The 21,528-nt window shown below is 71.0% G+C and carries 18 protein-coding genes; 14 read left to right on the plus strand and 4 right to left on the minus strand.

Translation table 11 applies throughout. The features are described 5' to 3' along the window. Positions 1-41: 41 nt before the first annotated feature. Both ACZ4D5_RS36195 and ACZ4D5_RS36200 read right to left on the minus strand, forming a co-directional pair. Positions 42-1,025 (minus strand): LLM class flavin-dependent oxidoreductase, encoded by a 984-nt coding sequence (locus ACZ4D5_RS36195; protein ID WP_467776720.1) that lies wholly within the window; start codon positions 1,023-1,025, stop codon positions 42-44. Between the two features lie 114 nt (positions 1,026-1,139). Continuing rightward, a complete protein-coding gene (locus ACZ4D5_RS36200; RefSeq protein ID WP_467776721.1) occupies positions 1,140-2,600 on the minus strand; it encodes a cytosine permease in 1,461 nt (486 codons plus the stop codon). A gap of 198 nt (positions 2,601-2,798) precedes the next feature. Here ACZ4D5_RS36200 and ftsY point away from each other — a divergent pair, with 198 nt between their 5' ends. Beyond that, the gene (ftsY, locus tag ACZ4D5_RS36205) at positions 2,799-4,034 is read left to right on the plus strand and encodes a signal recognition particle-docking protein FtsY (RefSeq protein WP_467776722.1); all 1,236 of its coding nucleotides are present in this window, start codon (positions 2,799-2,801) and stop codon (positions 4,032-4,034) included. Positions 4,035-4,297: 263 nt separating this feature from the next. Here the strand turns inward: ftsY and ACZ4D5_RS36210 are convergent, their stop codons facing one another. Then, entirely contained in the window at positions 4,298-4,960 is a 663-nt protein-coding gene (locus ACZ4D5_RS36210) for a bifunctional DNA primase/polymerase (protein WP_467776723.1), read from the minus strand. Positions 4,961-5,381: 421 nt separating this feature from the next. On the opposite strand from ACZ4D5_RS36210, the gene nsdA reads away from it, so the two are divergent. From nsdA to ftsH, 6 genes are all read left to right on the plus strand, one after another. Further along, the gene (gene nsdA, locus ACZ4D5_RS36215) at positions 5,382-6,857 is read left to right on the plus strand and encodes a transcriptional repressor NsdA (RefSeq protein ID WP_467776724.1); all 1,476 of its coding nucleotides are present in this window, start codon (positions 5,382-5,384) and stop codon (positions 6,855-6,857) included. Positions 6,858-7,194: 337 nt separating this feature from the next. Further along, positions 7,195-8,562, plus strand: coding sequence for an ammonium transporter (locus ACZ4D5_RS36220; protein ID WP_467776725.1), 1,368 nt, complete (start codon positions 7,195-7,197; stop codon positions 8,560-8,562). Further along, the gene (locus tag ACZ4D5_RS36225; RefSeq protein ID WP_362340004.1) at positions 8,559-8,897 is read left to right on the plus strand and encodes a P-II family nitrogen regulator; all 339 of its coding nucleotides are present in this window, start codon (positions 8,559-8,561) and stop codon (positions 8,895-8,897) included. Before ACZ4D5_RS36220 ends, ACZ4D5_RS36225 begins: the two co-directional genes overlap by 4 nt. A gap of 62 nt (positions 8,898-8,959) precedes the next feature. After that, positions 8,960-11,455: a [protein-PII] uridylyltransferase gene (locus ACZ4D5_RS36230; protein ID WP_467776726.1), complete on the plus strand. Its 2,496-nt coding sequence runs from the start codon at positions 8,960-8,962 to the stop codon at positions 11,453-11,455. 138 nt (positions 11,456-11,593) lie between these two features. After that, complete coding sequence (gene ffh, locus ACZ4D5_RS36235; RefSeq protein ID WP_467776727.1) at positions 11,594-13,150, plus strand: signal recognition particle protein; 1,557 nt, start codon at positions 11,594-11,596, stop codon at positions 13,148-13,150. 104 nt (positions 13,151-13,254) lie between these two features. Then, on the plus strand, positions 13,255-15,189 hold the full coding sequence (ftsH, locus tag ACZ4D5_RS36240) for an ATP-dependent zinc metalloprotease FtsH (RefSeq protein WP_467776728.1): 1,935 nt from the start codon (positions 13,255-13,257) through the stop codon (positions 15,187-15,189). 55 nt (positions 15,190-15,244) lie between these two features. Here the strand turns inward: ftsH and ACZ4D5_RS36245 are convergent, their stop codons facing one another. Then, a complete protein-coding gene (locus tag ACZ4D5_RS36245; RefSeq protein WP_467776729.1) occupies positions 15,245-16,105 on the minus strand; it encodes an SAM-dependent methyltransferase in 861 nt (286 codons plus the stop codon). Between the two features lie 216 nt (positions 16,106-16,321). On the opposite strand from ACZ4D5_RS36245, the gene proS reads away from it, so the two are divergent. The 7 genes from proS (at position 16,322) to rplS (ending at position 21,495) form a co-directional block, all read left to right on the plus strand. Then, the gene (gene proS, locus ACZ4D5_RS36250) at positions 16,322-17,752 is read left to right on the plus strand and encodes a proline--tRNA ligase (protein WP_467776730.1); all 1,431 of its coding nucleotides are present in this window, start codon (positions 16,322-16,324) and stop codon (positions 17,750-17,752) included. Between the two features lie 224 nt (positions 17,753-17,976). Further along, positions 17,977-18,609 (plus strand): hypothetical protein, encoded by a 633-nt coding sequence (locus tag ACZ4D5_RS36255; protein ID WP_362339998.1) that lies wholly within the window; start codon positions 17,977-17,979, stop codon positions 18,607-18,609. A gap of 190 nt (positions 18,610-18,799) precedes the next feature. Further along, on the plus strand, positions 18,800-19,237 hold the full coding sequence (gene rpsP, locus ACZ4D5_RS36260; protein WP_362339997.1) for a 30S ribosomal protein S16: 438 nt from the start codon (positions 18,800-18,802) through the stop codon (positions 19,235-19,237). 2 nt (positions 19,238-19,239) lie between these two features. Then, complete coding sequence (locus tag ACZ4D5_RS36265) at positions 19,240-19,479, plus strand: RNA-binding protein (RefSeq protein WP_014176063.1); 240 nt, start codon at positions 19,240-19,242, stop codon at positions 19,477-19,479. A gap of 95 nt (positions 19,480-19,574) precedes the next feature. After that, on the plus strand, positions 19,575-20,192 hold the full coding sequence (gene rimM, locus ACZ4D5_RS36270; RefSeq protein WP_467776731.1) for a ribosome maturation factor RimM: 618 nt from the start codon (positions 19,575-19,577) through the stop codon (positions 20,190-20,192). After that, positions 20,192-21,013, plus strand: a complete 822-nt coding sequence (trmD, locus tag ACZ4D5_RS36275; RefSeq protein ID WP_467776732.1) for a tRNA (guanosine(37)-N1)-methyltransferase TrmD — start codon at positions 20,192-20,194, stop codon at positions 21,011-21,013. Before rimM ends, trmD begins: the two co-directional genes overlap by 1 nt. 131 nt (positions 21,014-21,144) lie before the next feature. Continuing rightward, positions 21,145-21,495, plus strand: a complete 351-nt coding sequence (gene rplS / locus ACZ4D5_RS36280) for a 50S ribosomal protein L19 (protein WP_055569038.1) — start codon at positions 21,145-21,147, stop codon at positions 21,493-21,495. The last annotated feature ends 33 nt before the right edge of the window (positions 21,496-21,528 follow it).

Genomic DNA, 21,528 nt, shown 5'->3' on the forward strand with positions numbered 1-21,528 from the left:
CCCTCCTCATCAGGAAGCTGCCCCGGCTGAAGGACTCGTGCTCACTTGTCCTTGAGCCGGGGCAGTACGTTTTCGCAGAAGTGGTGCAGGCTGCGCCAGCCCTCGTCGACGGGCATGCCGCCGACGAGCGGGTGCAGGATGAGGCTGTCGACGTCGCCCTTGGCGTACGTCACACACTCCTCGGGCGTCAGGACGCGGTAGACGCCCTCGGCGCGCAGCTCGTCGACCGTGGTGGCCCCCGACTTCACCGCCGAGTGGATGTCCTTGTTCTGCCAGGAGGCGTACGTGCGGGCCTCGTGCAGGAAGTGCTCGCCGTGCTCGGCCCAGGTGCGGTCCGGGTCGTCGGCGATGTGCAGGAGCGGGGTCGTTGCGGCGGGCATCATCGTCCAGCCCTCCGTGCCGTGCTCCGCGAGCTGGGCGTTGTAGTACGCCTCCAGGTCGGGCAGGTGGGCGCTCGGGAAGAACGGCAGGCCGAGCCGGGCCGCGCGCCGCGCCGCCGCCTTCGACGAGCCGCCGACGAGCAGCATCGGGTGCGGCTGGGTGAACGGGCGCGGGGTGATGCGCACCGTGCGGCCGCGGAAGGCGAAGGGCTCGCCCGTCCAGGCCGCGAGCAGGGTCTGCAGGAGCTCGTCCTGGAGCTTGCCGCGCAGCTTCCAGTCGACGCCCGACTGCTCGTACTCCTCGGGCCGGTAGCCGATGCCCGCCACGGTGACCAGGCGGCCGCCGCTCAGCAGGTCGAGTACGGCGATGTCCTCGGCGAGCCGCAGCGGGTCGTGCAGCGGGCCGATGATCGCGGACACCGTCACCGCGATGCGCCGGCTCGCGCCGAAGACGGCGCCCGCGAACGTGAAGGGCGAGGAGATCCAGCTGTTCTCCGCCCCGTGGTGCTCCTCGGTCTGGATGGTGGAGATGCCGCGGTCGTCCGCGTAGGTGGCCATCTCCAGGGCGGTCCGGTAGCGCTCGCTCAACGAGGCGGGTGTCGCCGCGGGATCGACGAGGTTGAACCGTACGACTGTGGCGGGCATGCAAACGTCCCCCTTCACCGTGCGTGGGCGGCGAAGGGGGACGTTAGTTGACGTGGTGTCAGATGGATAGCCTCGTACGGAAGTTGGAGTACTCCGTACCGAAGATGGCGCGGATCAGGCGGAGACCAGCTCGGTCTCGCCCCCGCCGTCGCTCTTCCCGGCCGCGGCCGCGTCCTTCTCGACCAGCGGGGTCTTCGGCAGGATCGCGTACAGCGCGGCGGCGATGAGGATCGTGGCCAGCCAGCCGAGGCCGTGGCGGCCGATCCAGGAGGTGGCCAGCGGGCCGCTGAACCAGTCGACCTTGGTGAAGAGCAGGCCCACGATCAGGGCGACCGCCCAGGCCGTCATGGCCTGCCAGGCGAAGCCGGCCTTGTACCAGTAGGCGCTGGTGCGCTTGGTGTCCATCAGGGCCTCGCCGTCGTACGTCTTGCGGCGCAGCATGTCGATGCCGAAGACGCCGATCCAGGCGGAGAAGGCGACCGCGAGCAGGGTGAGGAAGGAGATGAACGAACCCATGAAGCTCGTCGCCACGTTCATCAGGATGTAGCCGAAGATCAGGCTGATGATCGCGTTCACGCTGACCGCCCACGCGCGCGGGACCTTGATGCCGAGCGTCATGGCGGTGAAGCCCGCGGAGTACATCGACATCGAGTTGATCAGCAGCATGCCGATGAGGGCCATCAGCAGGTACGGCACCGCGATCCACATCGGGAGCAGCTCGCCGAGGAAGGAGACCGGGTCCTGGGCCGAGGACAGCTTCGGGTCGGAGACCGCCATGACGGCGCCCATCAGGACCATCGGGACGACGACGATGCCGGCGCCGCCGATGGCGTGGCCGACGAGCGGCTTGTTCGAGGCGGTGCGCGGGAGGTAGCGGGTGAAGTCGGGGCCCGTCGGGACCCAGCTGATGCCGCCCGCGGCGATTGTGCCGACGCCCGCGACCATCATCGCGGTGGAGCCCGCGGGCTTGTCGAAGACGGCCGACCAGTCGGTCTCGGCGAGGAGGTAGATCAGTACGAGCACGCTGAACGCGCCGAAGGCGTACGTCGACCAGGTGCTGCAGATGTGCAGGATCTTGCGGCCGAGGCCGCTGATCAGGAACGTCGCGGCGACGAAGGCGACCAGCGTGACGACGGTCAGCGCGGTGCTCGACTCGATGCCGAAGCAGATGTTCAGGACCGTGATGATCGCGTACGCGCCCGTGACCGCGTTGATCGTCTCCCAGCCCCAGCGGGCGACCCAGATCAGCGCGCCCGGGAAGAGGTTGCCGCGCTGGCCGAACACCGCGCGGGAGAGCGTCATGCCCGGCGAGCCGCCGCGCTTGCCGGCGATGGAGATCAGACCGACCATGCCGTAGCTCAGCAGGGGCGAGACGAGCGCGACGACCAGGACCTGCCAGAAGTTCAGGCGGTTGGACACGACCAGGCCCGCGCCCATGGTGAGCAGCAGGACGCTGATGTTGGCCGCCACCCAGGTGGGGAACAGCTCGCGAGTCTTGCCGGTGCGCTCGGCGTCCGGGACGGGCTCAAGGCCGCGTGTCTCGAGGGCGCCTTCGGTTTCGGCGGTGGTGGTCATGGGGGTGGGTCCGTGCCTCTCGCTCGGCTCGCAACGTCGCGATCCGTCGGTGGGGGTGATCGCGATGGACTCTACGCGCGTTGATGCGGCGAGCTCCATCGTACTTTAGTCCGAGTAGTGCCCTGCTTGTGCATATGTTCTTTGGAGGAAACCACAATCTGGGCCTCTGCGGGGGCCATGGCCGATACTGGGTGGGTTATGGAAATCGTCATCCTTGCTGTAGTCATCGCCGTGGTCGTGATCGGCGCGCTCGGCGGGCTCGTGATCGGCAGCCGCAAGAAGAAGCAGCTGCCTTCGCAGGCCCCGTCCAGCACGCCCACCATCACCGCACCTGCCGCCGAACCGAAGGTCGGCGAAGAGGCCGAGGCGCCGCGCGACGAACCGCGCCGCACGATCGAGGAGGTGGAACTCCCGCTCGTCGAGCCGTCGGCCTCGGCCCCGGTCGTCGTCGAGGAACCGGTCGCCGAAGAGCCGGCCGCGCCGGAGATCGAGACCCCCGAACCCACCGCCGGACGCCTGGTCCGGCTGCGCGCCCGGCTCTCCCGCTCGCAGAATGCGCTCGGCAAGGGGCTGCTCACGCTGCTGTCCCGCGAGCACCTCGACGAGGACACCTGGGAGGAGATCGAGGACACGCTGCTCACCGCGGACGTCGGCGTCGCGCCCACCCAGGAGCTCGTCGAGCGGCTGCGCGAGCGCGTCAAGGTGCTCGGCACCCGCACCCCCGAGGAGCTGCGCGCCCTGCTGCGCGAGGAGCTCCTCACGCTCCTCGGCACCGGTGAGGGCACCGACTTCGACCGCGCCGTGAAGACCGAGTCCGGCCTGGAGACGCCGGGCATCGTGATGGTCGTCGGCGTCAACGGCACCGGCAAGACCACCACCACCGGCAAGCTGGCGCGCGTCCTCGTCGCCGACGGCCGCTCGGTCGTCCTCGGTGCCGCCGACACCTTCCGCGCGGCCGCCGCCGACCAGCTGCAGACCTGGGGCGAGCGCGTCGGCGCCCGCACGGTCCGCGGCCCCGAGGGCGGCGACCCCGCCTCGATCGCCTTCGACGCGGTCAAGGAGGGCATCGCGGACGGCGCGGACGTCGTGCTCATCGACACCGCGGGCCGGCTGCACACCAAGACCGGCCTGATGGACGAGCTCGGCAAGGTCAAGCGCGTCGTCGAGAAGCACGCCCCGCTGGACGAGGTCCTCCTCGTCCTGGACGCCACGACCGGGCAGAACGGCCTGGTGCAGGCGCGGGTCTTCGCCGAGGTCGTCGACATCACGGGCATCGTCCTCACCAAGCTCGACGGCACCGCCAAGGGCGGCATCGTCGTCGCCGTGCAGCGCGAGCTGGGCGTGCCGGTCAAGCTGGTGGGTCTCGGCGAGGGCGCGGACGACCTGGCGCCGTTCGAGCCCGAGGCGTTCGTGGACGCGCTCATCGGGGACTAGGGGGCTCCGCGCGCCGGTGCTCGTCTGCGGGTGCGTGGTGGCTTGTCACGCAGTTCCGCGCGCCCCTTCGGGGGTGTCGTGCGAGTCGCGTGAGTCGTGCGAAGCCTTACGAAGTCGCGCGAAGCCGTACGAAGTCGTACGAAAAGGAAGGGCCTCGCCGCATGGTGCAGATGCGGGGAGGCCCTTCCGTATGGGGTGGCTCGGTGTGCCGTGGCTCCGGATGCGGTGGCTCCGGATGCGGTGGCTCCGTATGTGGTGGCGGCTCAGGTCGGTGACCGATGGGCCACGTACGCCAGTGTCCCGAGGAGTAGGCGCGCCTGGGGCGGGTTCGTCGCCGAGTCGAGTGCGGGGGAGCGTAGCCACTGGACCGGGCCGAGGCCGCCGCGGTCGGACGGCGGCGCCGTGATGTGGTCGCCGGGGCCCAGGCCGTGCAGGTCGAGGGCGGCGTCGTCCCAGCCCATGCGGTAGAGCAGCTGGGGGAGTTCCGTCGCGGCGCCCGGGGCGACGAAGAACTGCGCCCGGCCGTCCGGCGTCACCGCCACAGGCCCCAGGGGAAGACCCATCCGCTCCAGCCGGACCAGGGCGCGCCGCCCCGCCGTCTCCGCCACCTCGATCACGTCGAAGGCGCGCCCCACGGGCAGCAGCACGGCCGCGCCGGGGAACTCGGCCCAGGCGTCCGCCACTTCGTCGAGCGTGGCTCCGGCGGGGACCTCGGGGGCGAAGTCCAGGGGGTGGGCGCCCGGGGCCGCGCAGTCGGCGGCGCCGCACGAGCAGACGCCGTCCAGGGCGCGGGCGCCGGGCACCGCGTCCCAGCCCCACAGGCCGGTGTACTCCGCCACCGTGGTGCAGTCCGAGGCGCGAGCGCGCCGCCGTGATCCGGTCCGGGGCTTGTCGGTTCCCCGGGTGCCGCCGATCGTGAAGCCCATGCCCCCTCCAACGGGTCGAGCGTGCCGCGGTTACGTGACGGAATCGGATCGTGACCCTCTGTTTTCACGACGGCGCCCGGCGGGCTCACGGGTGGTGCGCCCGGTGGGATGCGCCCCGGTGCACTCCGCTCCGCCCACTTTCCGTCGTCCTATGTCAAGTGAATCGCTTGTGGCCGCCCGGGAGTTCATTCGAAGGGGTGGCGAATGGTGGCGTTTCCGGGATCGCCCTCGCCGGAGGGGTGATCGTAGGATTACTTTCAGTGCACGACCCCGGGAGTTCGAGCACCCGCGGGTATGCCGGAGGCAAGTCGGTTTCCTGTTCGATGGGTGACATTCTCCGGACGGACAGCCGCAAGACGCGGCATTCTGTTAGGGCTTGGCGTGGACAGCGGCAAGTGTCTTGAGGGATGGGGGCGTTCCAGTGGGCGGCAATGGCGGAGGCGGCACGAACGCTGAGAAGCGCCCCAATGAGATGCTCACGTCCTGGTTCGTGCGCAGCGGCTGGTCGAAGGGTGAACTGGCGCGCCAAGTGAACCGCAGGGCACGGCAGTTGGGCGCCCATCACATTTCCACGGACACCTCACGGGTGCGCCGCTGGCTGGACGGCGAGAATCCTCGCGAGCCGATTCCCCGCATTCTTTCCGAACTGTTCTCCGAGCGGTTCGGCTGCGTCGTCGCCGTCGAGGACCTCGGCCTGCGAGCCGCGCACCGCACGCCCGCCTCCTCCGGCGTCGACCTGCCCTGGACCGGGCCGCAGACGGTCGCGCTCATCAGTGAGTTCTCGCGCAGCGACCTGATGCTCGCCCGCCGGGGATTCCTCGGCACCTCGCTCGCGCTCTCCGCGGGTCCCGCCCTCATCGAGCCCATGCAGCGCTGGCTGGTGCCCTCGCCGTCCACGCCGCCCGCGGAGCCCGAGCCCGCCGCCGTCTCGCGTCGCCCGGCGCGGCTCTCCAAGCCGGAGCTGGACCTGCTCGAGTCCACCACGGTGATGTTCCGTCAGTGGGACGCCCAATGCGGGGGAGGGCTCCGGCGCAAGGCCGTCGTCGGTCAACTGCACGAGGTGACGGACCTGTTGCAGGAGCCCCAGCCCGAAGCCACGTCCCGGCGCCTGTTCAAGGTCGCGGGCGAACTGGCCGAGCTGGCGGGCTGGATGAGCTATGACGTGGGCCTGCAGCCCACCGCCCAGAAGTACTTCGTCCTCGCCCTGCACGCCGCCAAGGAGGCGGGCGAGAAGCCCCTCGGTTCGTACATCCTCTCCAGCATGAGCCGCCAGATGATCCACCTCGGCCGGCCCGACGACGCCCTCGAACTGATCCACCTCGCGCAGTACGGCAGCCGCGACTGCGCCAGCCCCCGCACCCAGGCGATGCTGTACGCGATGGAGGCCCGCGCGTACGCCAGCATGGGCCAGCCCGGCAAGTGCAAGCGGGCCGTGCGGATGGCCGAGGACACCTTCGCCGACGCGGAGGACTTCAACGAACCCGAGCCGGACTGGATCCGCTTCTTCTCCGAGGCCGAACTGAACGGCGAGAACGCCCACTCCTACCGCGACCTGGCCTACGTGGCGGGCCGCAGCCCCACGTACGCCTCGCTCGCCGAGCCCGTCATGGACCGCGCCGTGGAGCTCTTCGAGAAGGACATCGAGCACCAGCGTTCGTACGCGCTCAACCTCATCGGCAAGGCCACCGTCCACCTGCTCCGGCGCGAGCCCGAGCAGAGCACCGTCCTGGCGGGGCAGGCGCTCGACATCGCCAAGAAGGTGCGCTCCGAGCGGGTCAACACCCGCCTGCGCAAGACCGTCGACACCGCCGTGCGGGACTTCGGGGACGTCGCCGAGGTCCTGCAGATCACCGAGCGGCTCGCCATCGAGATGCCGGAAACCGCGGAGGCGGTCTGAAGCACCGGCACGACCGGCTCCGGCCGCGGCAGGACCATCCCGAACAGCCCGACTCGGCTCCCCCACGCCAGGTCAATCGGATGGCCTCCGCGGCCGGTTTCTGCGGTGTGCGCAGGGTATGAACTCGCGCCCCGCCCGACCCGGCAGTTCATGACCGCGTAACACGCACGACCTCTTCGTCACTGCGGTGAAACACCGGGGGGCGCCCGCCGAAACGGCGCTGCGCCAATCTCTGGCGCATAACCGGCCCCCAGCCCCGCCCTCCCCAGGAGCAGGGCCCCTCGGTACCGCACAGGCTTCGCCCGCACGGGCCGCATACGACGACGAGGAGACGCCGATGCCCCCAGGCATCACGATCGCCGCAGACGCCCCCGAGCTGTCTGCCGCCAACACCGGGTTCATGCTCATCTGTTCCGCCCTGGTGATGCTCATGACGCCGGGACTCGCCTTCTTCTACGGAGGCATGGTCCGCGTCAAGAGCACCCTGAACATGCTGATGATGAGCTTCATCAGCCTGGGGATCGTCACCATCCTCTGGGTGCTGTACGGCTTCTCCGTGGCGTTCGGCACCGACCACGGCAGCCTCTTCGGGTGGGAGGGCGACTACGTCGGGCTCAGCGGCCTCGGCATCAACCAGCTCTGGGACGGCTACACCATCCCGGTCTACGTCTTCGCCGTCTTCCAGCTGATGTTCGCGATCATCACGCCCGCGCTGATCAGCGGCGCCCTCGCGGACCGCGTGAAGTTCACGGCCTGGGCGCTGTTCGTCGCCCTGTGGGCCACCATCGTGTACTTCCCCGTCGCGCACTGGGTGTGGGGCACCGGCGGCTGGGCCTTCGAGCTCGGCGTCATCGACTTCGCGGGCGGCACGGCCGTGCACATCAACGCCGGTGCCGCGGCCCTCGGCGTGATCCTGGTCATCGGCAAGCGCGTGGGCTTCAAGAAGGACCCGATGCGGCCGCACTCGCTGCCGCTCGTGATGCTCGGCGCGGCCCTGTTGTGGTTCGGCTGGTTCGGCTTCAACGCCGGGTCGTGGCTCGGCAACGACGACGGCGTCGGCGCGCTCATGTTCGTCAACACGCAGGTCGCCACCGCCGCGGCCATGCTCGCCTGGCTCATCTACGAGAAGATCCGGCACGGCGCGTTCACCACGCTGGGCGCCGCTTCGGGCGCCGTCGCGGGGCTCGTCGCCATCACCCCGTCCGGCGGCTCCTGCTCGCCGCTCGGCGCCATCGCCATCGGTGCCATCGCCGGTCTGCTGTGCGCCATGGCCGTGGGCCTCAAGTTCAGGTTCGGGTACGACGACTCCCTCGACGTGGTCGGCGTCCACCTGGTCGGCGGCATCGCGGGATCGGTCCTCGTCGGCTTCTTCGCCACCGGCGGCGGTCAGTCGAAGGCGCAGGGCCTCTTCTACGGCGGCGGCCTGGAGCAGCTGTGGAAGCAGCTCGCGGGGGTCGGGGCCGTGCTCGCGTACTCCCTGATCGCCTCCGCGGTCCTCGCCCTCCTCATCGACAGGACGATCGGCATGCGGGTCGCCGAGGACGACGAGGTCGCGGGCATCGACCAGGTCGAACACGCCGAGACCGCCTACGACTTCAGCGGCGCGGGCGGCGGCACGGCCCCGCGTACGACGCCGCCCCCGGTGCCCGCGCCGGTCCAGGACGGTGCCCAGGCCCAGAAGAAGAACAAGAAGGTGGACGCATGAAGCTCATCACCGCGGTCGTCAAGCCGCACCGGCTCGACGAGATCAAGGAAGCACTGCAGGCCTTCGGCGTCCAGGGCCTGACCGTCACCGAGGCCAGCGGCTACGGACGGCAGCGCGGCCACACCGAGGTCTACCGGGGCGCCGAGTACACCGTGGACCTCGTGCCGAAGATCCGCATCGAGGTGCTCGTCGAGGACGACGACGCCGAACAGCTCCTCGATGTCGTGGTGAAGGCCGCCCGTACCGGCAAGATCGGGGACGGCAAGGTCTGGAGCGTCCCGGTCGACACGGCCGTCCGGGTGCGCACCGGCGAGCGCGGGCCCGACGCGCTGTGAGGCGGTCGGGCCGGACGCGGGCGACGACGCGGAACTGAGCGGGACTGAACAGGAGCTGCTGGGTGACGAGTGTGGACGTACGTACTGAATCGGAATCGGAAGGCTCCGGACCCAGCGGTTACGCGGCGGCCCGGCTGCGGCTCCTCCAGGAGGAGTCACGGTCCGGGCCGCCGCGCCGTTGTGCCCTCGCCGAGCTGACGGACGACTGGCTGGCCGGGCTCTTCCGGGCCGCGGGCGGCGCCGAGGGCGTGCCGCGGGGTGCCGCGCTCGTCGCGGTGGGCGGTTACGGGCGCGGCGAGCTCTCGCCGCGCAGCGACCTGGACCTGCTCCTGCTGCACGACGGGAGCGCCGACGCCGCGGAGGTCGCCGCCCTGGCCGATCGCCTCTGGTACCCCGTCTGGGACCTCGGGCTCGCCCTCGACCACTCCGTGCGCACGCCGTCGGAGGCCCGCAGGACCGCCGGCGATGACCTCAAGGCGCACCTCGGACTGCTCGACGCGCGGCATGTCGCGGGCGACCTGGGGCTGACCACGGGGATGCGCACCGCCGTGCTCGCCGACTGGCGCAACCAGGCGCCGAAGCGGCTGCCCGAGCTGCGCGCGCTCTGCGAGGAACGGGCCGCCAGGCAGGGCGAGTTGAGTCACCTCCTGGAACCCGACCTCAAGGAGGCCAGGGGCGGGCTTCGCGACGCCACGGCGCTGCGGGCGGTCGCCGCCTCGTGGCTCGCGGACGCCCCCCGCGAGGGCCTCGCCGACGCCCGGCGGCGGCTGCTGGACGTGCGGGACGCGCTGCACCTGGCCACGGGACGGGCCACCGACCGGCTCGCCCTCCAGGAGCAGGACCAGGTCGCCGCCGCCCTGGGCCTGCTGGACGCCGACACCCTGCTCCGTCAGGTGTACGAGGCGGCCCGCGTCGTCTCGTATGCCAGCGACGTCACCTGGCGCGAGGTCGGGCGCGTGCTGCGGGCGCGGGCCGCACGGCCTCGGCTGCGGGGGCTGCTGGGTGGTGGGCGGGGGAGTGCCGCCGGTGGGCGGGGCGCTGCCGCCGCCGAGCGTTCGCCGCTCGCCGAGGGGGTCGTGGAGCAGGAGGGGGAGGTCGTGCTCGCCCGTGCGGCGCGGCCCGAGCGGGACCCCGTCCTTCCGCTGCGGGCCGCCGCGGCCGCCGCGCAGGCCGGGCTTCCGCTGTCGCTGCACGCCGTGCGACGCCTTGCGGCGGTGGCGAGGCCGCTGCCCACGCCGTGGCCCGCCGAGGCGCGCGAGCAGTTGGTGACGCTGCTCGGCGCGGGCCGGCCCACCGTCGAGGTGTGGGAGGCGCTGGAGGCCGAGGGGCTCATCACGCGGATGCTGCCGGACTGGGAGCGGGTGCGGTGCCGGCCGCAGCGGAACGCCGTCCACACCTGGACCGTCGACCGGCACCTGGTGGAGACGGCGGTACGGGCCGCCGAGCTCACGCGGCGGGTGGGGCGCCCCGACCTGCTGCTGGTGGCCGCGCTGCTCCACGACATCGGGAAGGGGTGGCCGGGGGACCACTCCGTGGCCGGGGAGATCATCGCCAGGGACGTGGCCGCGCGGGTCGGCTTCGACCGGGCGGACGGGGAGGTCGTCGCGTGCCTCGTGCGGCACCACCTGCTCCTCGTGGAGACCGCGACGCGGCGTGACCTGGACGATCCCGCCACGGTGCGGGGCGTCGCCGAGGCGGTCGGGTCCGTGGGGACGCTGGAGCTCCTTCACGCGCTGACCGAGGCGGACGCGCTCGCGACCGGGCCCGCGGCGTGGTCGGCGTGGCGGGGCGCGCTCGTCGCCGACCTGGTGAAGCGGGTGGGGGCGGTCCTCGCCGGGGACGAGCCCGCGGATCCCGAGGCCGCGGCGCCCACGGCCGAGCAGGAGCGGCTCGCGGTGGAGGCGTTCCGCACGGGCGGTCCCGTCCTGTCCCTGCGGGCGCGGGCCGAGGGGGAGCCCGCCGACGCGGCGGAGTCGGCGCCGCTGGGCGTGGAGCTGATGGTCGCCGTGCCGGAGCAGCCGGGGGTGCTGTCCGCGGTGGCCGGGGTCCTTGCCACGCACCGGCTCGCGGTGCGGACCGCGGAGCTGCGGGAGGCCGGGCCGCCTGCGGGGATCGAGGGGGTCGAGGGGTCGGTGCTGCTGCTGAACTGGCGGGTCGCGGCGGAGTACGGGTCCTTGCCGCAGGCCACGCGGCTCCGCGCCGATCTGGTCCGGGCTCTCGACGGGTCCCTGGACATCGCGGGGCGCCTTGCCGAGCGGGACGCCGCCTATCCGCGGCGGCGGGGGACCGTGGCGCCGCCGGCCCGGGTGACGGTGGCCCCGGCGGGCTCGCGGCGCGCGACGGTGATCGAGGTGCGGGCCCAGGACGCACCGGGGCTGCTGCACCGCATCGGGCGGGCGCTGGAGGCGGCCGGGGTGATGGTGCGCAGTGCGCATGTGTCGACGCTGGGAGCCAACGCGGTGGACGCCTTCTACGTGACGGGGACCGACGGGGCGCCGTTGTCGGGGGAGCGTGCGGCGGAGGTCGCCCGTGGGGTGGAGGAGGCGTTGCGGAGGTAGCCGGGCCGGGCCGGTGGCCGGGCGGGGCCGTGGTCGCGGCAGGGAAGTCCCGCCCGGAGCCCCGGGCACCGGCACGCGGCAGATACTCTGGAAGGCGACCTGTCAGCCCGCCCCCAGATCCGAGGATTCGCGACCGCCGTGTTCGATACTCTCTCCGACCGCCTCGCAGCGACATTCAAGAACCTCCGGGGCAAGGGCCGCCTGTCCGAGGCGGACATCGACGCCACGGCGCGCGAGATCCGCATCGCCCTGCTCGAGGCGGACGTGGCCCTGCCCGTCGTCCGTGCCTTCATCAAGCAGGTCAAGGAGCGCGCGGCCGGCGCCGAGGTCTCCCAGGCCCTCAACCCCGCCCAGCAGGTCATCAAGATCGTCAACGAGGAGCTCATCGGCATCCTCGGCGGCGAGACGCGGCGCCTGCGGTTCGCCAAGACCGCGCCGACGGTCATCATGCTCGCGGGTCTGCAGGGTGCCGGTAAGACGACCCTCGCCGGAAAGCTCGGCCGCTGGCTGAAGGAGCAGGGCCACTCCCCGCTCCTGGTGGCGTGCGACCTCCAGCGCCCCAACGCCGTCAACCAGCTGAGCGTGGTCGCCGAGCGCGCCGGCGTCGGCGTCTACGCCCCCCAGCCGGGCAACGGCGTGGGTGACCCGGTACAGGTCGCCAAGGACTCCATCGAGTTCGCCAGGACGAAGCAGTACGACGTCGTCATCGTCGACACCGCCGGCCGTCTCGGCATCGACCAGGAGCTCATGCAGCAGGCCGCGGACATCCGCGACGCGGTCAGCCCGGACGAGGTCCTCTTCGTCGTCGACGCGATGATCGGTCAGGACGCGGTCAACACGGCCGAGGCCTTCCGCGACGGCGTCGGCTTCGACGGCGTGGTCCTCTCGAAGCTCGACGGTGACGCCCGCGGTGGTGCCGCGCTCTCGATCGCGCAGGTCACCGGGCGCCAGATCATGTTCGCCTCGAACGGCGAGAAGCTGGACGACTTCGACGCGTTCCACCCGGACCGCATGGCGTCCCGCATCCTCGGCATGGGCGACATGCTCACGCTGATCGAGAAGGCCGAGCAGACCTTCTCGCAGCAAGAGGCCGAGAAGATGGCCTCGAAGCTGGCCTCCAAGAAGGGCCAGGACTTCACGCTCGACGACTTCCTGGCCCAGATGGAGCAGGTCAGGAAGATGGGCAGCATCAGCAAGCTGCTCGGCATGATGCCCGGCATGGGCCAGATCAAGGACCAGATCAACAACCTGGACGAGCGGGACGTCGACCGCACGGCCGCCATCATCAAGTCGATGACCCCGGCCGAGCGCCAGGAGCCGACGATCATCAACGGCTCGCGCCGTGCTCGTATCGCCAAGGGCTCCGGCGTCGAGGTCAGCGCGGTCAAGAACCTCGTCGAGCGCTTCTTCGAGGCCCGCAAGATGATGTCCCGCATGGCCCAGGGCGGCGGTATGCCGGGTATGCCCGGGATGCCGGGCATGGGCGGCGGCCCCGGCAAGCAGAAGAAGAAGCAGAAGCAGGCCAAGGGCAAGCAGCGCTCCGGCAACCCGATGAAGCGCAAGCAGCAGGAGCAGGAAGAGGCCACGCGCCGCGAGCAGGCCGGTCAGGCCGGGGGCGCCTTCGGCCTCCCGGGCGGCGGCCAGCCGGGCAAGGACTTCGAGCTGCCCGACGAGTTCAAGAAGTTCATGGGCTGAGCTCGGATCGTCGCGTACGCCGCTTGGGGCGCCTCTCTGGTGAGGGGCGCCCCAGGTGTTTCCGCGCGGGTGCCCAGGTTTGTTTTGTGACGTAACGTCCGAATATGAGCAACCCTGTGCCGCCGCGCCAGGCGCCCGATCAGCCGTGGCGCTCCGAGGGCGCGCCCCCGCCCGCACCCACGCCGCCGCCGAAGAAGAAGATGCCGGGCGGCTGGGGGAGCCTGATCCTGACGGCTCTGATCGTCTATCTCATCGCCAACCTCGTGCTGTCGTTCTTCAACGAGGGCGACGAGCCGACCATCTCGTACACGGAGTTCAGCAAGCAGGTCGACGACGGCAACGTCACGAAGATCTACGCCAAGGGCGACGCGATCCAGGGCCAGCTCAAGAAGGAGCAGCCCAAGCCGGACGGGGACAAGGGGAATTACACCAAGTTCACGACGCAGCGGCCCGCCTTCGCCGACGACAAGCTCTGGGACGACCTGACCAAGCACAAGGTCACCGTCACCGCCGAGCCCGTGGTGCAGGAGCGCAGCTTCCTGTCGAACCTGCTCATCTCGCTCGCCCCGATGCTGCTGCTCGTCGTGCTGTGGATCTTCATCGCGCGGCGCATGAGCGCGGGCATGGGCGGTGGCGGCGGCATGCTCGGCCGCAAGACGCCGCCCAAACCGGTCGAGTTGGAGCCCGGGGCGAAGCGGACGACCTTCGAGGACGTCGCCGGCATCGACGAGGTCGAGGGCGAGCTCAACGACGTCGTCGACTTCCTGAAGAACCCCGACGCCTACCGCACGATGGGCGCCAAGATGCCGCGCGGCGTGCTGCTCGCCGGGCCGCCCGGCACCGGCAAGACCCTGCTCGCCCGCGCGGTCGCGGGCGAGGCGGGCGTGCCCTTCTTCTCGGCATCCGCCTCGGAGTTCATCGAGATGATCGTGGGCGTGGGCGCTTCACGCGTGCGTGAACTCTTCGCCGAGGCCCGCAAGGTCGCCCCTTCGATCATCTTCATCGACGAGATCGACACCATCGGGCGCGCGCGGGGCGGCGGCAGCGGGATGGGCGGGCACGACGAGCGCGAGCAGACCCTGAACCAGATCCTCACCGAGATGGACGGCTTCTCGGGCGCCGAGGGCGTCATCGTGCTCGCCGCCACCAACCGCGCCGACATCCTCGACCCCGCCCTCACCCGGCCGGGACGCTTCGACCGCGTCGTCAACGTCTCGCCGCCCGACCGCGGCGGACGCGAGGCCATCCTCAAGATCCATACGCGCGCCATCCCGCTGGCCGACGACGTCGACCTCGCCCAGGTCGCCCGTACGACACCGGGCATGACCGGCGCCGAACTGGCCAACCTCGCCAACGAAGCCGCCCTGCTCGCCGTCAAGCGCAAGCAGAAGCAGGTCACGCAGTCCGACCTCTCCGAAGCCATGGAGAAGGTCCAGCTCGGCGCCGAACGGCCGCTGGTCATGCCGGAGGAGGAGCGCCGCCGCACGGCGTACCACGAGAGCGGGCACGCCCTGCTCGGCATGCTGCAGCCCGGCGCCGACCCGGTCCGCAAGATCACGATCGTGCCGCGCGGCCGCGCCCTGGGCGTGACGCTCTCCACCCCGGACTCCGACAAGTACGCCTACACCGAGGAATACCTTCGGGGCCGAATCATCGGTGCCCTGGGAGGCATGGCCGCCGAACACGTCGTCTACGGAGTCATCACCACCGGCGCCGAGAACGACCTGGAGCAGGTCACCAACATCGCGCGTGGCATGGTCGCCCGCTGGGGCATGAGCGAGCGCGTGGGACGCCTCTCCGCCCTGCCGAACGACGCACAGCAGGCGTACGGGCTCTCGGCCGCCCCGGAGACCCTCGACACGATCGACGGCGAGATGCGGCGGATCGTCGACGAGTGCTACGAGAGCGCCTGCCGTCAACTGCGCGACCACCGCGGCCAACTGGACGACCTGGCCGCGGCGCTGCTGGAGAACGAGACGCTGGAGGAGGCCGAGGCGTACCGGATCGCGGGCATCACGCGGATGACCAAGGACAGCTAGAGGCTCCATCACGCGGATGACCAAGGACAGCCGGAGGCTACGGAGTACCCGGCCGCTACGGAGTACGCGCGATCAAGTACCGGAAGACGTTCGGCATCCACACCGTGCCGTCCGTGAGCCGGTGCGGGTGCAGTGCCTCCGTCAGTTCCTTGTCGACCTGTGCCTGGTCCGTCGCGCCCACCGCCGCGTCGAACAGGCCCGTCGAGAGCAGCCCCCGGACCGCGCTCTCCACGTCCGCGTATCCGAAGGGGCACGCGACGCGGCCCGAGCCGTCCGGCTTGAGGCCCGCCCGCTGGGCGACCTCCTCCAGGTCGTCCCGCAGGGCGGGGCGCCAACTGCCCGTGCTCCGGAGGGGATCGGCGAGCTTCGTCGCCACCCTCAGGACGGAGGACGTCGCGCAGCGCTCCGGGGGACCCCAGCCCGCGAGCACCACCGGGGTGCCGCGCCCGGCGAGCGGGGCCGCGGCCTCCAGGAGGGACGCGAGGCCTTCGGAGTCACCTGCCATGCACCCGATCGGCTGGAACGCGGTGACGAGGTTGTACGGGGTCAGCGCCGAGTCCGCCGCGTCCGCGGGGTCGCCTTCGACGAGGCGCGTGTCGGCACGCGCGTGTGCCTCCCGCGCTCCGTCCGGCAGCAGGCGCTCGCGCGCGAGGGCGAGGCGTTCGGGCGCCGAAGGGTCGACGCCGGTGACCGCGGCACCCCGTGACGCCGCCATGAGCAGGGCGAGTCCGGAGCCGCAGCCGAGACCGAGGAGACGGGTGCCGTCGCCCACTTCGAGCCGTTCGTACACCGCTTCATAGAGCGGGACCAGCATCCGTTCCTGGATCTCCGCCCAGTCACGCGCGCGTGCGCACAGGTCCACACGGGGGGTCGCGCCCGCGTGGAGGAGGTGCGACTGCACGAGTGTTGGTGTCATCGAAAGCGCCCCAATCCGCCGAGAGTTAGTGCTGTGCCGGAATTCAACGGTTCGTCCGCCCCCGTGTAGTGCGCTCGCACTCCCCCCGTATGCCAGACAACTCCGCATCCGTCGTGGCGTCCAGAGGTTGTGTGGCAATGCTTGTGTGCCACCGTTGTGCGCCCCCTGGAGGAAAAGAATTCCCCCCTCCCGAGGCCCGCCCCTACCATGCGCGCCATGGCCAAGACACCCGTGCTCACACCCCAGGCGGACGACTTTCCCCGCTGGTACCAGGACCTGATCAACAAGGCCGAGCTGGCCGACAACGGCCCGGTGCGCGGCTCCATGGTGATCCGACCGTACGGGTACGGCCTGTGGGAGCGGATGCAGCAGGACATGGACGCCCGCATCAAGGAGACGGGCACCCAGAACGCCTACTTCCCCCTGCTCATCCCGCAGTCGTACCTCACCCGGGAGGCCGAGCACGTCGAGGGCTTCGCGCCGGAGCTCGCCGTCGTGACGCACGGCGGCGGCAAGGAGCTCGAGGAGCCCGTCGTCGTCCGGCCCACCTCCGAGACGATCGTCAACGAGTACTTCTCCAAGTGGGTGCAGAGCTACCGAGACCTGCCGCTCCTGATCAACCAGTGGGCGAACGTGGTCCGTTGGGAGATGCGCCCCCGCCTGTTCCTGCGCACCTCGGAGTTCCTCTGGCAGGAGGGCCACACCGCCCACGCGACGTACGAGGAGGCCCGCGACTTCGCGGCCCGCATCCACCGCCACGTGTACGGCGACTTCATGCGCGACGTCCTCGCGATGGACTTCGTGCTCGGCCGCAAGACCGCCAAGGAGCGCTTCGCCGGCGCCATCAACACCCTGACCCTCGAAGGCATGATGGGCGACGGCAAGGCCCTCCAGCTCGGCACCAGCCACGAGCTCGGGCAGAACTTCGCCAAGGCCTTCCACACCCAGTACCTGTCCAAGGAGGGCAGGCAGGAGCTGGTCTGGCAGACCTCCTGGGGGAGCACGACGCGGCTGGTCGGCGCCCTGGTGATGATGCACGGCGACGACGACGGCCTGCGCGTGCCGCCCCGCCTCGCGCCCGTCCAGGCCGTCGTCCTCGCCGTCAAGGGCGACGACGCCGTGCTCGCCGAGGTCCGCGCGATCGGCGAGACCCTGAAGGCGGCGGGCGTCCGCGTCCACGTCGACGACCGCACGGAGATCCCCTTCGGGCGCCGCGCCGTCGACTGGGAGCTCAAGGGCGTGCCGGTCCGCATCGAGGTCGGCCCGCGCGACCTGGCGAACGGCACCGCGATGCTGGCCCGCCGGATCTCGGACAGGCACAGCCCCGGCGGCAAGGAGCCGGTCGCGATCGAGGCCCTCCCCGGGCTGCTGCCCGGCGTCCTGGAGGAGGGCCAGCAGCTGCTCCTGACGCAGTCCCGCGAGCGCAGGGAGTCTGGCACCTCGGACGTCACCACGGTCGAGGAGGCGGTGGAGGCCACCGCCGCCGGCGGCTGGGCACGGATCCCGTGGGCCTCGCTCGGCGAAGAAGGCGAGGCCAGGCTGGCCGAGCACGCCGTGACCGTACGGTGTCTGGTCGCTGAGGACGGGGCGGTGCCGGACGCCGATGAGACCCCCGGTAACGTCGCTGTCGTGGCCCGCTCCTACTGAGGAGCGCGGCTCCGGTACCGACGCGCCGGTTCTTTGCCCGTACGCCTGTCCAGGCACCACGAGCCCCGGCGCGAGGGAACGCTCTACGCGCCGGGGCGTACGCGCCACTACGTACCGGCTTGGTGCGAGCTGTGAGGCTTCTCCGCAGATCAGCGCACCCGCCCTCGTCCGGACGCATCAACGGCAACTGACGGGTACGTGCAAATTATTTGGGATGCCCCGGAATGGAACCCCGAGGGCACCCGGCTCGTTGTCACGACGTGAGCACGACACCACCTGTTCTCGCCGCAGAGCTGGCACAGGCGTGGGCCGACATTCAGCGGCACCACCCCGAGCTGCCGGACCTAGCCGCGCCCGAATCCCTGATCGGAGAGTCGTCGTCCGCCTGTGGCGCCGAGCTCTCCTTCGAGCGACTGCTTCACGAGGCAGTCCATGGCATCGCCGCCTCGCGCGGCGTTCGCGACACCTCACGCGCCGGCCGCTACCACAACCGCAGATTCCTCGCGATCGCCGAGGAGCTGGGTCTGGACCACCCTGAGGAGCCACACCCCAGCAGTGGCTTCTCGCTGGTCACGCTCAACCCCGAGGCCAAGAAGCGCTACCGCCCGACGATCGAGCGGCTGCAGCGCGCCCTGAAGGCGCACACCGCGGCGACGACCGCGGACACCGCGCGCAGCTTCCGGGGCCCTGCCGCCCGGCACGGCTCCTCCGGAGGCGGCGTGCGCGTGAAGGCGGTCTGCGACTGCGGGCGCAACGTCCGCGTCGTGCCCTCCGTGCTCGCCCAGGCGCCGATCATGTGCGGCGGCTGCGGCAAGCCCTTCAGGATCCCGGAAGCGGTGGGCGCGGGCGTGGGCTGAGCTGGACCGGGGCGCCCGGACCGGATTCGGGTGCCCCGGCGACGTATGGCACAATGGCTAGCTGTACTCGACAGCCGCACAGGACCCCTCTCTCCTCCGGCTGACGCGTCCATCGGGCACTCGAGTACCGCAACCCCACGCGGCATCTTCGTTGTGCCCACCCACGTCAAGACCAGGAGACACCACTCCCGTGGCAGTCAAGATCAAGCTGAAGCGTCTGGGCAAGATCCGTTCGCCTCACTACCGCATCGTCGTCGCCGACTCCCGTACCCGCCGTGACGGCCGGGCCATCGAGGAGATCGGTCTGTACCACCCGGTGCAGAACCCCTCGCGCATCGAGGTCAACTCGGAGCGTGCCCAGTACTGGCTGTCCGTCGGCGCCCAGCCGACCGAGCCGGTCATGGCCATCCTGAAGCTCACCGGTGACTGGCAGAAGCACAAGGGCCTGCCGGCCCCGGCGCCGCTGCTCGTCGCGGAGCCCAAGGACAAGCGCGCCGCGTTCGAGGCCTTCACCAAGGGCCTCGAGGGCGACGACACCAAGGGTGAGGCCATCACCCAGAAGGCCAAGAAGTCGGACAAGAAGGCGGACGAGGCCGAGGCCGCGTCCACCGAGTCGACCGAGGCCTGAGCATGCTCGAGGAGGCTCTCGAGCACCTCGTGAAGGGCATCGTCGACAACCCCGACGACGTGCAGGTCGCCTCGCGCAACCTGCGCCGCGGACGCGTCCTCGAGGTCCGGGTCCACCCCGACGACCTCGGCAAGGTGATCGGCCGCAACGGCCGCACCGCACGCGCTCTGCGCACGGTCGTGGGCGCCATCGGCGGCCGCGGTGTCCGCGTCGACCTCGTCGACGTGGACCAGGTTCGCTGAACCGGGTTCGCACAGAACCACAGCAGCACCGGCTCGGGCCGGGGAGGGCTTACGAGCCGTCCCCGGCCCGTAGTCGTGAACGAGGAGAGAACGCAGTGCAGTTGGTAGTCGCCCGCATCGGCCGTGCCCACGGCATCAAGGGTGAGGTCACCGTCGAGGTCCGCACGGACGAGCCGGAGCTGCGGCTCGGCCCCGGCGCCGTCCTCGCCACCGACCCCGCCGCCACCGGTCCGCTGACCATCGAGACCGGCCGTGTGCACAGCGGCCGCCTCCTGCTGCGCTTCGAGGGCGTACGCGACCGCACGGGCGCCGAGGCCCTGCGCAACACGCTCCTGATCGCCGAGGTCGACCCGGAGGAGCTCCCCGAGGACCCCGACGAGTACTACGACCACCAGCTGATGGACCTCGACGTGGTCACCGAGGACGGGGTCGAGGTCGGCCGGATCACGGAGATCTCGCACCTGCCCTCGCAGGACCTGTTCATCGTGGAGCGCCCCGACGGCAGCGAGGTCATGATCCCCTTCGTCGAGGAGATCGTCACCGAGATCGACCTCGAGGAGCAGAAGGCCGTCATCGCCCCGCCCCCGGGGCTCATCGACGACCGCGCGGAGATCGCCTCCGCCCGTGACGCCGAGGCGGCCGGTGCGTCCGAGGCGGCCGGCGCATCCGAGTCGGCCGGCGCGTCCGAGTCGGCCCCGGAGGACCAGGCGTAATGCGGCTCGACGTCGTCACGATCTTTCCCGAGTACCTGGAGCCCCTGAACGTCTCCCTCGTGGGCAAGGCACGCGCGCGTGGGCAGCTCGACGTCAACGTGCACGACCTCAGGGAGTGGACGTACGACCGGCACAACACGGTCGACGACACCCCCTACGGCGGCGGCCCCGGCATGGTCATGAAGACCGACCCCTGGGGCGCGGCCCTCGACGACGTGCTCGCCGAGGGGTACGAGGCAGGGGCCCACGGACCCGTCCTGGTCGTCCCCACGCCCAGCGGCCGCCCCTTCACCCAGGAACTCGCCGTGGAGCTCTCGGAGCGCCCCTGGCTGGTCTTCACGCCCGCCCGCTACGAGGGCATCGACCGCCGCGTCATGGACGAGTACGCGACCCGCATGCCCGTCTACGAGGTCTCCATCGGCGACTACGTCCTCGCGGGCGGAGAGGCCGCCGTGCTGGTCGTCACCGAGGCCGTGGCCCGGCTCCTGCCCGGCGTCCTGGGCAACGCCGAGTCGCACCGGGACGACTCCTTCGCGCCCGGGGCCATGGCCAACCTCCTGGAAGGCCCGGTGTACACCAAGCCTCCCCAGTGGCGCGGGCACGGCATTCCGGACGTGCTGCTCAGCGGTCACCACGGCAAGATCGCGCGCTGGCGCCGGGACGAGGCGCTCCGGCGCACCACCCGCAACAGGCCCGATCTCATTGAGCGTTGCGACCCCAAGGCCTTCGACAAGAAGGACCGCGAGATGCTCTCGATCCTGGGGTGGCGGCCGGGGCCCGACGGCCGATTTGGGCGAGACCCCGAGGCCGTGGAAGAATAGACCGCTGCTGTACGTCCAGCGTGCGCCCCTGCCACAGGGGGAACGACGCCCGCCCGACGCGATCAGCTACCGAATTCTCATCACCACGTTCCGCTGATGACCTGTGGCATCAGCGAAGAAAGCAGACGATCATGGCTAACCTGCTCGACTCCGTCGACAGCGCGTCGCTGCGCAGCGACATCCCGGCCTTCCGCCCGGGTGACACCGTCAACGTCCACGTCCGCGTCATCGAGGGCAACCGCTCCCGTGTGCAGCAGTTCAAGGGCGTAGTCATCCGTCGCCAGGGTGCCGGCGTGCGCGAGACCTTCACGGTCCGCAAGGTCTCCTTCTCCGTCGGCGTCGAGCGCACCTTCCCGGTGCACACCCCGATCGTCGAGAAGATCGAGCTCGTCACCCGCGGTGACGTGCGTCGCGCGAAGCTGTACTACCTCCGTGACCTGCGCGGCAAGGCCGCGAAGATCAAGGAGAAGCGCGAGAGCTGAGCTCCCGCGCGGGTCCACGGCGGGGCCGGATAG

It is taken from the genome of Streptomyces sp. NPDC025651 (genome assembly GCF_055558735.1).

What these genes read in the sequence shown, in the direction of transcription:
- ACZ4D5_RS36195 (WP_467776720.1), bottom strand. Translation starts at nt 1,025, where the DNA reads ATGCCCGCCACAGTCGTACGGTTCAACCTCGTCGATCCCGCGGCGACA.
- ACZ4D5_RS36200 (WP_467776721.1), bottom strand. Translation starts at nt 2,600, where the DNA reads ATGACCACCACCGCCGAAACCGAAGGCGCCCTCGAGACACGCGGCCTT.
- ftsY (WP_467776722.1), top strand. Translation starts at nt 2,799, where the DNA reads ATGGAAATCGTCATCCTTGCTGTAGTCATCGCCGTGGTCGTGATCGGC.
- ACZ4D5_RS36210 (WP_467776723.1), bottom strand. Translation starts at nt 4,960, where the DNA reads ATGGGCTTCACGATCGGCGGCACCCGGGGAACCGACAAGCCCCGGACC.
- ACZ4D5_RS36220 (WP_467776725.1), top strand. Translation starts at nt 7,195, where the DNA reads ATGCCCCCAGGCATCACGATCGCCGCAGACGCCCCCGAGCTGTCTGCC.
- ACZ4D5_RS36225 (WP_362340004.1), top strand. Translation starts at nt 8,559, where the DNA reads ATGAAGCTCATCACCGCGGTCGTCAAGCCGCACCGGCTCGACGAGATC.
- ftsH (WP_467776728.1), top strand. Translation starts at nt 13,255, where the DNA reads ATGAGCAACCCTGTGCCGCCGCGCCAGGCGCCCGATCAGCCGTGGCGC.
- ACZ4D5_RS36245 (WP_467776729.1), bottom strand. Translation starts at nt 16,105, where the DNA reads ATGACACCAACACTCGTGCAGTCGCACCTCCTCCACGCGGGCGCGACC.
- proS (WP_467776730.1), top strand. Translation starts at nt 16,322, where the DNA reads ATGGCCAAGACACCCGTGCTCACACCCCAGGCGGACGACTTTCCCCGC.
- ACZ4D5_RS36255 (WP_362339998.1), top strand. Translation starts at nt 17,977, where the DNA reads ATGGAACCCCGAGGGCACCCGGCTCGTTGTCACGACGTGAGCACGACA.
- ACZ4D5_RS36265 (WP_014176063.1), top strand. Translation starts at nt 19,240, where the DNA reads ATGCTCGAGGAGGCTCTCGAGCACCTCGTGAAGGGCATCGTCGACAAC.
- trmD (WP_467776732.1), top strand. Translation starts at nt 20,192, where the DNA reads ATGCGGCTCGACGTCGTCACGATCTTTCCCGAGTACCTGGAGCCCCTG.
- rplS (WP_055569038.1), top strand. Translation starts at nt 21,145, where the DNA reads ATGGCTAACCTGCTCGACTCCGTCGACAGCGCGTCGCTGCGCAGCGAC.